Consider the following 13,684-nt stretch of genomic DNA (forward strand, 5'->3'; position numbering starts at 1 on the left):
TTATACCTCGTCGCTCATGACAGCTTCCGGCCCGATGGGCGGCAGACGCATGGCATGATATCTCTTGAGATCGTTTTCTATTTTCTGAGTGAGGCCGTTTTTGGCCATATCGTAGCCGACGTCGATAGCTGCTGCGAAGGCGTCAGCGGTGGCGCCGCCATGGCTCTTGATGACGATGCCGTTGAGGCCGAGGAACACGCCGCCATTGACCTTGCTCGGATCGAGCTTTTCACGCAGCATGTCGAAAGCACCCTTGGCGAAAAGATAGCCGATGCGGGCCATCAGGGTCCGGTTCATCGCCGAGCGCAAATAGCCGGCGATCTGCTTGGCTGTTCCTTCCGCCGTCTTCAGGGCGATGTTGCCGGAAAAGCCCTCGGTCACAACGACGTCGACGGTGCCCTTGCCGATGTCATCGCCTTCGACGAAGCCGAAATATTCCAGCGATTCGAGATTGGCCTCGCGGATCAGGCGGCCGGCATCCTTGACCTCTTCCTGTCCCTTCATCTCCTCGACACCGACGTTCAGCAGCCCGACCGTCGGTCGTTCCACCTCGAACAGCGCACGCGCCATGGCGCCGCCCATCAGGGCAAAATCCAGCAACTGCTGCGAATCGGCACCGATGGTCGCGCCGACGTCGAGTACGATGCTCTCGCCGCGCAGCGTCGGCCAGATCGCAGCAATAGCGGGCCGTTCGATGTTGGCCATGGTGCGCAGGCAGAACTTCGACATCGCCATCAGCGCGCCGGTGTTGCCGGCGGACACGATAACGTCGGCCTCGCCGAGCTTCACCGCTTCGATCGAGCGCCACATGCTCGAGACATTGCGACCGCGACGCAGCGCCTGGCTGGGCTTCTCGTCCATGGCGACTGCGACTTCGCAATCGTAGAATACGGACTTTGCCTTGAGCTTGGGAAACTTGTCGATCAGCGGTTGGCAAAGGTCTTTCCGGCCATAGAGCAGGAAGGAGATTTCCGGGTGCCTTTCCAGCGCCTTGGCAGCACCGGGGATGACAACTCCAGGGCCGAAGTCGCCACCCATAAGGTCGAGAGAAATTCTGATCACGCCTGACTGATCCTTTTTTTCCGCCACATTTGGCGAAATTTCGGCCAAAATACCGTTTTTCATTTGCCTTACAACTGAATTGTGCCGAAGGGGCCGCGGAAGCCTATTCCTTCTTCCAGTTCTTTAGAGCAGCAAATGCTGACGGTTTGACGTCATTGTCGGCGGTATCCTCGATATGGTCCTCGAAGTCCAGACCGGGCTTGCGCGGATAGGGTTCGATGCCCATTGCAGCAAATTCCGTGACGATAGAGCCGGCATCGATGACATCGCCGACAAAGGTCTCGGGCAGGTCGTCACCGTCGGGGTTGAGCACCAATTCGCCTGAGGGCTGAACCGGGACGCGGGCGAGCTTCGATCCCTCTGGAACGAACAGCTGGTCGAACTCCTCGTCGATCTCGGATGCGACCGGGTCGAGCGACACGACGCACTCCTGAACGATCCGCGCCTTGACAGTGCCCCTCACCCTGACGCCATCGCGCTTCCAGCGGGAGATCTTCAGCTCGGCCTTGAGATCGTCGACCGAGACGACATTCCACAGAGCAGCCAGGCCCGTGCGTTCAGCCTCGTCGGCTTCGAGACGCACCTCGATCGGATTGAGCGAAATATGCCCAACCTTGACGTTGTAGGAAAACGGGTTTTCGGCTGTCGCCGTCTTGTTCTTCATCTTTGCCTCCTATGCCGGCACCGGCAGTGACGCCGAGCCTGTGGCAATTTCCGCTTCCGAAATGCCCGACAGATGGTTTTCCGCCGACATCATCCAGTCGGCCAATCCCAGCATGTCAGGCGCATCGTCGCGCGGTTCGGGATATATGTTGCGGCGTAGCGCCTGCGCGAGTGCCTCACGATCGTTGCTGTCCATCGCCGCAGCGTAGGATTCGAGACGACCGTAAAACATGCCGGCCAGTTTCTTCATCCGCTTCGGCACGCCGTTGTCGCCGACGCCGAGTTCCCGGATCGAATAGTCGATATCCTGGAAGAATGCATCGACAATTTCCTGGGCAATCTCCTGGCCGCTGGTCCGAGACGACCGGGTGCGGCGAAAAAACAGGATCATGACGGCCGACAGCATTTCGAAACGGCCCATCACCGTGTCCGGGACGTCCAGCACGGCATAAAAGCCGGGCTGGCGGGCTGCAGCGGTCAGGGCCGCATATTGCCGCTCGACGATCGTCCGATTGTGATTCTTTTTGGCAAAGAGCCCGAAGATCATCGAATTTCCCAGAATTGGCCCATTCGGCGCGCCGCATGGCGCCGGCCCTTGTTGCATCCGTCAAAAAGCTGGTTTACCGAAGCAGGCGCGAATTGCAATGCCGTTGGTGCCCTTGCGGGAACCGCCCGATCTGTCCGGCCCTGGTGCCACGACAGTCGCTTCAGGGCCATTCGTCCATCACCGGATTTTCCGCATATCGCGGAAACGCCATAATGATGTGCGCAGCAAGTGTTCCGGGCGGTCGGCCGCAGGATTGATAGATAGGGAGATGTCGTTGACGCGACGGGATTTCAAGTCGGACAGAACTTTCATCCGGGGCGCCACCATCGCCCTGCTGATTGCCACCGCAGGGATTGCAGGCTGCCAGACCGGTGACGTCATGAATGGCGGCTACATCTTCGACCAGCAGTCGCTCGATCTGGTGCCGGTCGGTTCCAGCCGCGAGCAGGTGCTGCTGTCGCTGGGCACGCCATCGACGACGGCGACGTTCGACGGCGAGGTGTTTTATTACATCTCCCAGAAGCGTACGCGCCCGGTGGCCTTCATGAAGCCGCACCTGGTCGCCCAGTCGATCCTGGCGATCTACTTCGACACGGACGGTGTCGTGAAGCAGCGGGCGAACTACTCGCTGAAGGACGGCAAGCCGTTCGACATGATTTCGCGCACGACGCCAACAGGCGGCAAGGACATGACCTTCCTGCAGCAGGTCCTGATGGGCAGCGGCACGGGTGCCAATGGCGCCAAGAACCTGCTGAACACCGTCAACCCGGGCCAATAAGCCCACCAAACAAGACGAAGCCCGCGACGCACTCATGCGCCGCGGGCTTTTTGTTGTATCAGGCTGACCGAGCCAGCACCGCCAGCAGCAGCAGGGCGACGATGTTGGTGATCTTGATCGCCGGGTTGACGGCGGGACCGGCCGTATCCTTGTAGGGATCGCCAACGGTATCGCCAGTCACAGAGGCCATGTGTGCCTCCGACCCCTTCATGTGCCGCACACCGTCCTTGTCGACGAAACCATCCTCGAACGACTTCTTGGCATTGTCCCATGCCCCGCCGCCCGATGTCATCGAGATGGCGACGAACAGGCCGTTGATGATGACGCCGAGCAGCGAGGCACCCAACGCCGCAAAGGCCGAGGCCTTCGACCCCGATATCAGCAGCACTCCGAAATAGACCACGACTGGCGCCAGCACCGGCAGCAGCGAAGGGACGATCATCTCGCGGATGGCCGCCTTCGTCAGGATATCCACGGCCCGACCGTAATCCGGGCGCTCGGTGCCGAGCATGATGCCGGGCTTTTCGCGAAATTGCCGGCGTACTTCCTCGACGATGGCACCGGCGGCGCGGCCGACCGCTGTCATGGCGATGCCGCCGAACAGGTAGGGAATCATGCCGCCGAAGAGCAGTCCGGCGACAACGTAGGGATTGGCGAGATCGAAGGAAATCGCCCCCATGTTGGCGAAGTAGGGAAACAGGTCGCCATGGGCGGCGAAATATTTCAGGTCGTTGGAATAGGCGGCAAACAGCACGAGGGCGCCGAGGCCGGCAGATCCGATGGCATAGCCCTTGGTGACGGCCTTGGTCGTATTGCCGACCGCATCCAGCGCATCGGTAGATTTGCGGACCTCAGGCGGCAGATGGGCCATTTCGGCAATGCCGCCGGCATTGTCGGTGACCGGACCGAAAGCGTCGAGCGCGACGATCATTCCGGCGAGGCCCAGCATTGCCGTGACGGCGATGCCGGTGCCGAAAAGGCCACCGAGCTGGTAGGTGGCAACGATGCCGCCGATGATGACGATGGCCGGCAGCGCCGTCGATTCGAGCGAAACAGCCAGTCCCTGGATGACGTTGGTTCCGTGACCAGTCACCGACGCCTGGGCGATGGAGACCACCGGGCGCTTGCCTGTCGCGGTGTAGTATTCGGTGATGACGACGATGAGGGCCGTAACAAGCAGACCGACGAGACCGCAGTAGAAGAGGTTGAGGCCGGAGACATCGACGCCGCCGACTGTTCCGATCGAGCCCCAGCCGATGGTGACCGATGTCGCGACGGCGAGCCCTGCGATCGACAGCAGCCCGGTGGCAACCAGGCCCTTGTAGAGCGCGCCCATGATAGAACCGTTGGGGCCGAGCTTGACGAAGAAAGTGCCGATGATCGAGGTGATGATGCAGGTGCCGCAGATGGCGAGCGGATAGACCATGGCGACCGGCAGGATGGCGCTGCCTGCAAAGAAGATCGAAGCCAGCACCATGGTGGCGACGACGGAGACGGCATAGGTCTCGAACAGGTCGGCCGCCATGCCGGCGCAATCGCCGACATTATCGCCTACGTTATCAGCGATGGTCGCGGGATTGCGCGGGTCATCCTCCGGAATGCCGGCCTCCACCTTGCCGACAAGATCGCCACCGACATCGGCGCCCTTCGTGAAGATACCGCCGCCGAGGCGGGCAAAGATCGAGATCAGCGAGGCGCCGAAGCCGAGTGCGACCAGCGCATCGACGACATCTCGCGAGCCGGGATCGTGACCGAGAATGCCGGTGAGGACGCCATAGTAGACGGAGACGCCGAGCAGAGCGAGACCGGCCACCAGCATGCCGGTGATCGCGCCGGATTTGAAAGCGATATCGAGGCCTGCCGACAAGCTGACAGACGACGCCTGTGCGGTGCGGACATTGGCGCGCACCGAGACGTGCATACCGATGAAGCCGGCGGCGCCGGAGAGCACTGCGCCGATTAGGAAGCCGATCGCCGCCTCGCCCGAAAGCAGCCACCAGGCGGCGAAGAAGACGACGAGGCCTACGATGGCAATGGTTTTATATTGGCGCGTCAGATAGGCCTGCGCGCCTTCGCGAATATAGCCGGCAATTTCCTGCATTCGCGCATTGCCCTGGTCGGCGGCAAGCACCGAGCGGGTCGCCCATCCCGCATAGAGCAGCGACAGCACCCCACATGCAATGACGCCAAAAAGTATAAGCATTCGATCTTCCCTCCCAAAAAGCCGGCGCTTGTCTCCCCCGGCCGCAAAAGGCATCGGTCGCCACCTCCTCCAAGGATAGCGGCCTTTGCGGAAGGCGAGATTGCGTGCGGGACAACCGCGCGTCAAGACGGGCGGTAGGCAAAAAGCCATGGGTGGCAAAAACAGCCGTCGTTATGCACGGGAGCGCCGACGATCCTGCAAAGCGAGCCAAATCAGGGCTGAAAAAGCCGGATGGGATGACGAAGAAGCGGCGCGCAGGGGTAGATTTTCGAACTACTACGGCGACTCAGGCGAGAATCACTTCTTCGTCTCGACCCGGACTTGCTTGGCGATGCGGTCGAGCACCGCGTTGACGAGCTTGGGCTCGTCGTCGCCGAAGAATGCCTGGGCGATCTCGACGTATTCGGTGACGATGACGGCCACCGGTACATCCTTGCGATCGACGATTTCGAATGTGCCTGCACGCAGGATGGCACGCACCGTGCTGTCGAGACGCGACAAGGCCCAGTCGTCCTGCAGCGCCTGGCCGATCAGTGGATCGAGATGCGTCTGCTCGCGTACCACACCCGATACGATCGAGCGGAACCAGGAGGCATCGGCCTTGAGGTAGGTTTCGCCGTCGACTTCCTGTCCGAGGCGATGCGCCTCGTATTCGGCAACGACCTCGAGCACGCCGCTGCCGCCTATATCCATCTGGTAGAGCGCCTGTACTGCGGCAAGACGCGCGGCGCCACGCTGGTTGGCGGTCTTGACCGGGCGCTCGACTTCCTCGTTGCTCATCGCTCAGGCACCCAGCTTTTGCTTGACGGAAATCATCGTCAAGGCGGCGCGGGCGGCAAAGCCACCCTTGTCCTTGTCGCTGCGGCGAGCGCGGCTCCAGGCCTGTTCGTCGTTTTCGACGGTGAGGATGCCGTTGCCGATGGCGAGCGACTCGCTGACGGACAGATCCATCAATGCGCGCGACGACTCGTTGGAAACGATATCGAAATGGTAGGTTTCGCCACGAATGACCATGCCGAGCGCAACGAAACCGTCATAGGCCGTGCCGCCATTGTCGGCGCCGTCAAGCGCCATGGCGATGGTCGCCGGAATTTCCAGCGCGCCGGGCACGGTGATGATGTCGTAGGTTGCGCCGGCTTCTTCGAGCGCATGCTTGGCGCCGTCGAGAAGCGCATCGGCCATATCGTCATAGAAGCGGGCTTCGATAATCAGAATATGAGCATTGGATGAGCTGGACATACGGCACCTGGATCTTGAGTGGCGCGAACGCCTGACATGGCGGGCGTCAAACCATGCCGTATCGCGGTTGGCAAGTGTTTTTCGGTCTCAGACAGGCAATAGAGCGCCCGGAACCGCGCAAGACTGCCCTTCCCGCTCTTAACGGGTTCAGCTAATCTGGTCCACCACAGGGAGTTATGTATGACAGACACAGACAAGGTTGCCGTCAGCCTCGACGCGCTGCCGCTGGAAGACTGGCAACAGGGCGAATATTACGGCGGCAGCGACGCTTCCTTCGGGGCAATAATCGGGCTGAAGCAACTGGGCATGAGTTACAACATCGTCCCGCCCGGCAAGTCCGGCTGCCCGTTCCACAACCACCATGTCGAGGACGAGGCGTTCATCATCCTGTCCGGTCAGGGCGACTACCGGTTCGGTGCGCGGCGGATTACGGTCAAGGCCGGCGACGTGCTTGGAGCTCCAGCGGGCGGCCCGGAAACGGCGCACCAGTTGATCAACACCGGCGACGTGCCCCTCGTCTTCATCGCTGTGTCGACGATGGCGAGGACCGAGATCTGCGAGTATCCCGATTCCGGAAAGTTCATGGCAAAGACGCGGGCCGGCGACGCCATAACGAAGAGCTTCCGCTTCGTCGGCCGGGAGGAGAGCCATGTGGATTACTGGGACGGGGACCCCGGCGCATGAGCATGGCGGCCGCTGATGGCAATGTGCCGGTGATGGTCACCGAGCGTCTGGTCCTGCGGGCGCACCGGCTCGACGATCTCGAGGCCTGTACCGCACTGTGGGCCGACCCTGCCGTGGTCCGCTTCATCGGCGGGGTGCCGTTTTCGCGTGAGCAAAGCTGGGCGCGGCTGCTTCGCTATGCGGGGAGTTGGCAGATGCTGGGTTTCGGCTTCTGGGCCATCGAAGAAAAAGAAAGCGGCGTGTTTATCGGCGAAGCCGGGTTCCTGGAGGCAATGCGTGACATGACACCGTCGATCGCGGGAACGCTGGAGACAGGTTGGGTGCTGAACTCCGCCTTTCATGGCAAGGGCTATGCGACCGAGGCGGTCTCGGCGATGATGGCCTGGGGCCGGGAGCGTTTCCCCGAGCAGCGCATGACCTGCATCATCGCTTTGGAGCACGGTGCTTCCCTGCGGGTGGCCGAGAAGCTCGGTTTCGAAAAGGTCACCACCACTTCCTACCTCGGCTCCGAGGTCACGCTGCTGGAACGTGCGCGCCGCCTTTAAGGCTCAGACACGTGCCGGCAACATCCGTCTCAGCACACCGTCGCGCATCAGGTAATGGTGCGCGAGAGCAGCAACGGCGTGTCCACATGCAAGGATGATAATCGTCCAGCCCACGTAATAATGTGTCGAGGAATACCAGTGGCCCAGTTCCTTGTTCTCCCCGATAGGATTGGGGATCGAAAACAGGCCGAAGAACATGAACGGCTCGCCCTGCGCCCACCGGAAGAGATAGCCGAGCACAATCTGCGCCGCCAGCAGGAGGTAGAGCAGATGGTGGACACTCTTCGACAGGATGCGCTGGATACCGGTTTCCAGCGCGGCGAGCTTGCGGCCACCGGTCGAACGCCAGAAGACGCGCGCGATGAAGATGACGCTGAGCAGGATGCCCATCGAAATATGCAGGGACTGCAGCGATTTACGAAGCGGCGTGCCCCTCGGCAGGTAATCCCAGGTGATGGCCGAGGCGAACAGGGCGATGACGAGCAATGCCGAGAACCAGTGCAGGGCGATGGTCCAGCTGTCGTATCGCATAGCGCGACCGGCTCGGACTGGTGACAAGGATTCGATGGACATTGAATTTCCTGCTTTTCCGTTACACGGCGTCGACGCTACGACGCAGATGAGGCAGACATGGATGCAAAAGGTCGGATCCCATCGATGCCGCAGTTTTCAAAAGTGCGCGTTGATCTCGCGCACCCGCAGCGCCTAACGCAGCTTTCTTACGCCAAGATTACGAAAATGCAGCGAAAAGGTAGCGGTTTGATGATGGCCGCAGGCCTCAACCCGCTTGCGCTGCCGGAAACTCGGCCAGTCGCGCGGCGTATCGCGCCATGGTGTCGACTTCGAAATTGACGAAATCGCCGGCCTTGCGCTCGCCCCAGGTGGTGACCTCGAGCGTGTGGCGGATGAGCAGAACATCGAAATCGGTGCCATCGACGGCGTTGACGGTGAGCGATGTGCCGTCTAGGGCAATCGAGCCCTTCGGCGCCACGAATTTGGCGAGGTGCTCTGGTGCGCGCAGGCGATAACGGGTGGCCTCGCCCTCCTCTGTAACCCACAAGATCTCGGCCTTGCCGTCGATATGGCCGGAGACGATGTGGCCGCCGAGCTCATCACCGATCTTCAGGGAGCGCTCGAGATTGATGCGGGTGCCTGCCGTCCAGGTGCCAACCGTTGTCAGGCGAAGGGCCTCTTCCCAGGCTTCCACCTCGAACCAGCGATCGTTGCTTCCGCCTTCGGGAAGACCGGTCACCGTCAGGCAGATGCCCGAATGGGAGATCGATGCGCCCATGGCGATGGTCTGCGGATCGTAGATGGTGGCGATGCGAAGCTTGATGCCCTCTTGCATGGGGGAAACTTCTTCGACGGTGCCGATATCGGTGACAATTCCGGTAAACATCAGATGTCTCTCTCATAGGTTTCGCAGCGATCGTCGCCGTAGACTTCGGTGCCGACATGGGTGAAGCCTGCAGGGATATCGGTGCTTTGAACCGGCGATGCAAGGCCGCCCTTACCGATGGTGATGGGTGCTTGAAATAGCAGGATGCGGTCGACGAGGCTGGCCGCGAGAAAACTGCGGATGGTCTTAGCGCCGCCCTCCACCAGCAGCGAGGATATGCCGCGACCGCCGAGCGTCGTCAGCAGCATCGCCAGATCTGTCGGATCCTGATCGAGGATCTCGATCCCTGCATCCCGGAGAGCCGCGCGCCGGTCCTCGTCATTGACGAGCCCAACCGAAATCACAGGTACCTCCCCGGCAGTCTTTGCCAGGTTCGAGGACAGCGGCAGTTCAAGCCTCCGATCAAGCACCACCCGAATAGGAGAGCGGTGTTCGAGACCCGGCGCCCGGCAGGTCAGCAGCGGATCGTCTGCAATGGCGGTGCCGATGCCGACAAGGATGGCATCGCTCTCGGCGCGCAGAAGCTGGACTGCGGCGCGGGCTTGCGGGCCTGTGATCGCAACCTGTCCCGCGCCTGCCTTGCCGATCATGCCATCGGCGGAAACTGCAAGCTTGACAGTGACATAGGGTCGGCCTTGAGTCTGCCGCATGAGGTAGCCAGCCATCGACCGGCGGCCCTCCGTCTCCAATACGCCGGTCTCGACAGTAATGCCGGCGGCCCGCAGCATCTGGAGACCGCGACCCGCGACGCGGGCATCGGGATCACCGACGCTGACGACAACGCGCGAAACGCCTGCTGCAATCAGCGCATTGGCACAGGGGGGCGTGCGACCGTAATGGGAACAGGGTTCGAGCGTGACGTAGGCCGTAGCGCCCTGGGCCGCCTCGCCTGCTGCGGCCAGAGCCTGCGGCTCTGCATGCGGTCGGCCGCCGAGAGCAGTCACCGCGCTGCCGACAACACTGCCATCCTTGACGATGACACAGCCGACGGAAGGGTTGGTGCTGGTCTGGCCGAGATGCTGACGCCCGAGGGCGATGGCCTCGGCCATGAAGAATTCATCGGTTGCCGACTTTGGGCCAGTCATCGCTCAGCCGTCCAGTGGATCGCGGGCGATCTTCGCGTTGATCTCGGCGATGACCTTTTCGAAATCCTCGGCATGGGAAAAGTCCCGATAGACAGACGCGTAGCGGACGAAAGCGACATCGTCGAGCGTCTTCAGGGCTTCCAGAACCTGCAGGCCGATCTGCTCGGACGAGATCTCGGTCTCGCCGGAACTTTCCAGACGACGGACGATGCCGGAGACTGCGCGCTCGATGCGGTCCCGATCGACCGGGCGCTTCCGCAGCGCGATCTCGAAGGAACGAACCAGCTTGTTGCGGTCGAACAGAACCTTGCGGCCGGTCTTCTTGGTGACCATCAGCTCGCGCAACTGCACGCGCTCGAAGGTCGTGAAGCGACCGCCGCATTCCGGGCAGATGCGCCGCCGGCGGATGGAGGTGTTATCCTCCGCCGGACGCGAATCCTTCACCTGGGTGTCTTCGGTCCCGCAATATGGGCAGCGCATTTAAATCCCTCAGCCGATGTAGTCGTACATCGGGAAGCGATTGGTGAGGGCCAGGACCTTCTCACGGACGGCAGCTTCGACTACGGCATTGCCTTCGTCGGAGTTGGCGACCTTCAGGCCGTCGAGCACCTCGATGATGACATTGCCGATTTCCTTGAATTCGGCTTCCTTGAAACCGCGCGTCGTGCCGGCTGGCGTTCCGAGACGGACACCGGAGGTGACGAAAGGCTTTTCGGGATCGAAAGGGATGCCGTTCTTGTTGCAGGTGATGTAGGCGCGGCCAAGGGCTGCCTCGGCGCGCTTGCCGGTGGCATTCTTCTTGCGCAGGTCCACCAGCAGCAGGTGGTTGTCTGTGCCGCCGGAGACGACGTCGACACCGCCTGCCATCAGCGTTTCAGCGAGCGTCTTGGCGTTCTTCACCACCTGGGCGGCGTATTCCTTGAATTCCGGCTTCAGCGCTTCGCCGAATGCGACGGCCTTGGCGGCAATGACGTGCATCAGCGGCCCGCCCTGCAGGCCCGGGAATACGGCCGAGTTGAACTTCTTTGCCAGACCCTCGTCATTGGTGAGGATCATGCCACCACGCGGGCCGCGAAGAGACTTGTGGGTCGTGGTCGTCGCCACGTGGCAATGAGGGAACGGCGACGGATGCTGGCCACCGGCTACGAGGCCGGCAATGTGGGCCATGTCGACCATCAGGTAGGCACCGACAGAGTCTGCGATCTCGCGGAAACGCTTCCAGTCCCATGTGCGGGAATAGGCCGTGCCGCCGGCAATGATCAGCTTCGGCTTGGTTTCTTCGGCCTTGCGGGCGACCTCTTCCATGTCGAGCAGGTTGTCGCCTTCGCGCACGCCGTAGGAAACGACGTTGAACCACTTGCCTGACATGTTGACCGGCGAACCGTGCGTCAGGTGACCGCCCGAATTGAGGTCTAGGCCCATGAAGGTGTCTCCCGGCTGCAGCAGCGCCAGAAAGACAGCCTGGTTCATCTGGCTGCCGGAGTTCGGCTGGACGTTGGCGAACTCGACGCCGAACAGCTGCTTGGCGCGCGAGATGGCCAGTTCTTCGGCGATGTCGACGAACTGGCAGCCGCCGTAGTAGCGCTTGCCCGGATATCCCTCGGCATACTTGTTGGTCATGATCGAGCCCTGCGCTTCCAGCACGGCGCGCGACACGATGTTTTCGGATGCAATCAGTTCGATCTCGTGTCGCTGACGACCCAGTTCCTTTGTGATCGCGCCGAAGATTTCAGGATCGGCCTCGGACAGCGGGCGATTGAAGAACGGTTCGGTGGAAGGATGGGTCATCGTCAAATCTCCGGATCTGGAATGCATGACGTCTTAGCGTCGCGGCCTTGCGAGCACAAGACGATCCGCGACATTTGCTGGGCAAACCGCGGTGTCCTGCCCGCAGAAACACGAAAGCCGCGCTAGAGAGCGCGGCTTTCGTCGGATATTGCATCGTGGAGCTTACTGAACCGGCTTTTCCATGCCCTGCGTCGTATCCAGGGCCAGCTGGGAATTGCCGTCCAGCTGATAGATGTCGTCGCGGAACTGCACCACGCCATTGCCCGCACCCCAGGCGGAAATATAGGCGAAATAAACCGGAATTTCCTCGGGTAGCTTGATAGGCGTGTTGATACGGCTGGCGATCACACTTTCAATATGCTGGCGCGGCCATCCCGGCGTCTCGGCAAGCAGCCAGACGACGAGATCGCGGACGTTCTGAACGCGCACACAGCCCGAACTGTCGAAGCGCATCAGCTTGTTGAACAGGCCCTGCTCCGGCGTGTCGTGCATATATTCGTTGTTCGGGTTGTAGAAGTTGATCTTGGCAGACGCCATGGCGTTGTTCTTGCCCGGATCCTGACGGAACATCAGGTTCGGCGCCTTGTCGGCATTCCAGTCCACCGATTCCGGCGCGACTTCGGTGCCCTTGGGGTCGAACAGGCGGATGTTGTTCTTCGCCAGGTATGTCGGATCCTTGCGCATGATCGGCATGATGTCTTTTTCGACGATCGAGCGCGGCGAGGTCCAATAGGGATTGAGGATCACCTCGAAGATCTTCGAGTTGATGATGTGGGTCGGGCGCGCCATACGGCCGACGATCGCCATGTGACGGAGCGCCACCTGGCCGTCCTGCACGGCCTCGACATAGGTCGCCGGAATATTGACCATCACGTGGCGGCGACCGAGGTCTGCCGGGAAGGTCTGGAGGCGGATCAGGTTGGTGTTCAGCTGCTGAAGGCGGACGTTTGCCGTCACGTTGAGTGCCTTGACGGTGTATTCGCCGAGACGGCCATCTGGCGGCAGGCCGTGACGGGCCTGGAAACGCTTCACTGCGCCGTCGACATAGGAGTCGAACGCCGGCGACATGCCGGCCTCGCGCGGCAGGTCGCCGGTGATGGCAAGGCGCTGCCGCAGCGTTTCGACGATGGGGTCGGAAACGCCGAGTTGCAGCTTGTTATCGCCGACGTCGATCTGCGGCCATCCGCCGTTTGCGGCAATCGCCTGATACTGGGCAATCGCCTGCTGGATGTTGGAAACCGAGTCCGGACTCAGGATCGGGGTGTTCGATACCATTGCGGCGGCCGTGCGGGAGGCGGACTTGGCGTCGAACTGATCATCCCAAGAGCCGCGCCGCGGCGCATTGATGATATCGTCCATTGCCGACTGAGCGAATACCGGGCCTGCCATAGCGACGGCGCCGACGGTTGCTGCCGACCGCAAAAAGGCGCGGCGTGAGAAGTCTACAATTCCGTTTTTCTTCGACATAACCCTACCATTCCACGCCGGCGACGATGATCGTCTGCGGCCAAAAGCGAAATTCTGGAAACACTCGCACTGCATAACGCGGCACGCAGCGATCTGTTGCGTCCACACCGGTCCGAACCTCATTTTTGACCATCACAATTTTGAGAGGTCAAAGCCTTGGCAAACAAGGCATTCGGGCCGGAGGCGCACGTCTGCCATCCCGTTTCGCTGTCATACCAATATGG

Annotated in this window: 15 protein-coding genes; 3 read left to right on the forward strand and 12 right to left on the reverse strand. The window is 61.4% G+C overall.

The genetic code is table 11. The features are described 5' to 3' along the window. From plsX to J5278_RS12810, 3 genes are all read right to left on the reverse strand, one after another. The gene (gene plsX, locus J5278_RS12800) at positions 1–1,062 is read right to left on the reverse strand and encodes a phosphate acyltransferase PlsX (protein WP_142829565.1); all 1,062 of its coding nucleotides are present in this window, start codon (positions 1,060–1,062) and stop codon (positions 1–3) included. Between the two features lie 103 nt (positions 1,063–1,165). Further along, positions 1,166–1,726, reverse strand: coding sequence for a DUF177 domain-containing protein (locus J5278_RS12805; RefSeq protein WP_209183423.1), 561 nt, complete (start codon positions 1,724–1,726; stop codon positions 1,166–1,168). Positions 1,727–1,735: 9 nt separating this feature from the next. After that, a complete protein-coding gene (locus J5278_RS12810) occupies positions 1,736–2,329 on the reverse strand; it encodes a ubiquinol-cytochrome C chaperone family protein (RefSeq protein WP_209183421.1) in 594 nt (197 codons plus the stop codon). 211 nt (positions 2,330–2,540) lie between these two features. On the opposite strand from J5278_RS12810, the gene J5278_RS12815 reads away from it, so the two are divergent. Continuing rightward, positions 2,541–3,050 carry an outer membrane protein assembly factor BamE gene (locus tag J5278_RS12815; protein ID WP_209183419.1) on the forward strand — a complete coding sequence of 170 codons (510 nt, stop codon included), beginning with the start codon at positions 2,541–2,543 and terminating at the stop codon, positions 3,048–3,050. 58 nt (positions 3,051–3,108) lie between these two features. Here the strand turns inward: J5278_RS12815 and J5278_RS12820 are convergent, their stop codons facing one another. The 3 genes from J5278_RS12820 to ribH form a co-directional block, all read right to left on the reverse strand. After that, positions 3,109–5,253, reverse strand: coding sequence for a sodium-translocating pyrophosphatase (locus J5278_RS12820; protein WP_209183417.1), 2,145 nt, complete (start codon positions 5,251–5,253; stop codon positions 3,109–3,111). A 297-nt stretch (positions 5,254–5,550) separates the two neighbouring features. Then, positions 5,551–6,033, reverse strand: a complete 483-nt coding sequence (gene nusB, locus J5278_RS12825) for a transcription antitermination factor NusB (RefSeq protein WP_111220519.1) — start codon at positions 6,031–6,033, stop codon at positions 5,551–5,553. Positions 6,034–6,036: 3 nt separating this feature from the next. Then, on the reverse strand, positions 6,037–6,492 hold the full coding sequence (gene ribH, locus J5278_RS12830) for a 6,7-dimethyl-8-ribityllumazine synthase (RefSeq protein WP_142829572.1): 456 nt from the start codon (positions 6,490–6,492) through the stop codon (positions 6,037–6,039). Between the two features lie 180 nt (positions 6,493–6,672). Here ribH and J5278_RS12835 point away from each other — a divergent pair, with 180 nt between their 5' ends. Together J5278_RS12835 and J5278_RS12840 are read left to right on the forward strand one after the other, a co-directional pair. Next, positions 6,673–7,176, forward strand: a complete 504-nt coding sequence (locus J5278_RS12835; protein WP_209183415.1) for a cupin domain-containing protein — start codon at positions 6,673–6,675, stop codon at positions 7,174–7,176. Then, entirely contained in the window at positions 7,173–7,721 is a 549-nt protein-coding gene (locus tag J5278_RS12840) for a GNAT family N-acetyltransferase (protein WP_209183412.1), read from the forward strand. Before J5278_RS12835 ends, J5278_RS12840 begins: the two co-directional genes overlap by 4 nt. 3 nt (positions 7,722–7,724) lie before the next feature. Here J5278_RS12840 and J5278_RS12845 read toward each other — a convergent pair whose 3' ends face one another. The 6 genes from J5278_RS12845 to J5278_RS12870 all read right to left on the reverse strand — a co-directional run bounded on the left by J5278_RS12845 (position 7,725) and on the right by J5278_RS12870 (position 13,460). Further along, positions 7,725–8,294, reverse strand: a complete 570-nt coding sequence (locus tag J5278_RS12845; protein ID WP_209183410.1) for a cytochrome b — start codon at positions 8,292–8,294, stop codon at positions 7,725–7,727. A 205-nt stretch (positions 8,295–8,499) separates the two neighbouring features. Further along, on the reverse strand, positions 8,500–9,120 hold the full coding sequence (locus tag J5278_RS12850; protein ID WP_209183408.1) for a riboflavin synthase: 621 nt from the start codon (positions 9,118–9,120) through the stop codon (positions 8,500–8,502). Further along, on the reverse strand, positions 9,120–10,205 hold the full coding sequence (gene ribD / locus J5278_RS12855) for a bifunctional diaminohydroxyphosphoribosylaminopyrimidine deaminase/5-amino-6-(5-phosphoribosylamino)uracil reductase RibD (protein ID WP_209183406.1): 1,086 nt from the start codon (positions 10,203–10,205) through the stop codon (positions 9,120–9,122). Before ribD ends, J5278_RS12850 begins: the two co-directional genes overlap by 1 nt. 3 nt (positions 10,206–10,208) lie before the next feature. Further along, positions 10,209–10,685 carry a transcriptional regulator NrdR gene (gene nrdR / locus J5278_RS12860; RefSeq protein ID WP_111220512.1) on the reverse strand — a complete coding sequence of 159 codons (477 nt, stop codon included), beginning with the start codon at positions 10,683–10,685 and terminating at the stop codon, positions 10,209–10,211. Between the two features lie 9 nt (positions 10,686–10,694). Next, positions 10,695–11,993 (reverse strand): serine hydroxymethyltransferase, encoded by a 1,299-nt coding sequence (gene glyA / locus J5278_RS12865; RefSeq protein ID WP_209183404.1) that lies wholly within the window; start codon positions 11,991–11,993, stop codon positions 10,695–10,697. Between the two features lie 162 nt (positions 11,994–12,155). Then, the gene (locus J5278_RS12870; RefSeq protein ID WP_142829584.1) at positions 12,156–13,460 is read right to left on the reverse strand and encodes a murein L,D-transpeptidase; all 1,305 of its coding nucleotides are present in this window, start codon (positions 13,458–13,460) and stop codon (positions 12,156–12,158) included. Between the last annotated feature and the right edge of the window lie 224 nt (positions 13,461–13,684).

It is taken from the genome of Rhizobium sp. B21/90 (genome assembly GCF_019355815.1).
Taxonomy (GTDB): domain Bacteria; phylum Pseudomonadota; class Alphaproteobacteria; order Rhizobiales; family Rhizobiaceae; genus Rhizobium; species Rhizobium rhododendri.

What these genes read in the sequence shown, in the direction of transcription:
- J5278_RS12805 (WP_209183423.1), bottom strand. Translation starts at nt 1,726, where the DNA reads ATGAAGAACAAGACGGCGACAGCCGAAAACCCGTTTTCCTACAACGTC.
- J5278_RS12810 (WP_209183421.1), bottom strand. Translation starts at nt 2,329, where the DNA reads ATGCAACAAGGGCCGGCGCCATGCGGCGCGCCGAATGGGCCAATTCTG.
- J5278_RS12815 (WP_209183419.1), top strand. Translation starts at nt 2,541, where the DNA reads ATGTCGTTGACGCGACGGGATTTCAAGTCGGACAGAACTTTCATCCGG.
- J5278_RS12820 (WP_209183417.1), bottom strand. Translation starts at nt 5,253, where the DNA reads ATGCTTATACTTTTTGGCGTCATTGCATGTGGGGTGCTGTCGCTGCTC.
- nusB (WP_111220519.1), bottom strand. Translation starts at nt 6,033, where the DNA reads ATGAGCAACGAGGAAGTCGAGCGCCCGGTCAAGACCGCCAACCAGCGT.
- ribH (WP_142829572.1), bottom strand. Translation starts at nt 6,492, where the DNA reads ATGTCCAGCTCATCCAATGCTCATATTCTGATTATCGAAGCCCGCTTC.
- J5278_RS12835 (WP_209183415.1), top strand. Translation starts at nt 6,673, where the DNA reads ATGACAGACACAGACAAGGTTGCCGTCAGCCTCGACGCGCTGCCGCTG.
- J5278_RS12840 (WP_209183412.1), top strand. Translation starts at nt 7,173, where the DNA reads ATGAGCATGGCGGCCGCTGATGGCAATGTGCCGGTGATGGTCACCGAG.
- J5278_RS12845 (WP_209183410.1), bottom strand. Translation starts at nt 8,294, where the DNA reads ATGTCCATCGAATCCTTGTCACCAGTCCGAGCCGGTCGCGCTATGCGA.
- J5278_RS12850 (WP_209183408.1), bottom strand. Translation starts at nt 9,120, where the DNA reads ATGTTTACCGGAATTGTCACCGATATCGGCACCGTCGAAGAAGTTTCC.
- ribD (WP_209183406.1), bottom strand. Translation starts at nt 10,205, where the DNA reads ATGACTGGCCCAAAGTCGGCAACCGATGAATTCTTCATGGCCGAGGCC.
- nrdR (WP_111220512.1), bottom strand. Translation starts at nt 10,685, where the DNA reads ATGCGCTGCCCATATTGCGGGACCGAAGACACCCAGGTGAAGGATTCG.
- glyA (WP_209183404.1), bottom strand. Translation starts at nt 11,993, where the DNA reads ATGACCCATCCTTCCACCGAACCGTTCTTCAATCGCCCGCTGTCCGAG.
- J5278_RS12870 (WP_142829584.1), bottom strand. Translation starts at nt 13,460, where the DNA reads ATGTCGAAGAAAAACGGAATTGTAGACTTCTCACGCCGCGCCTTTTTG.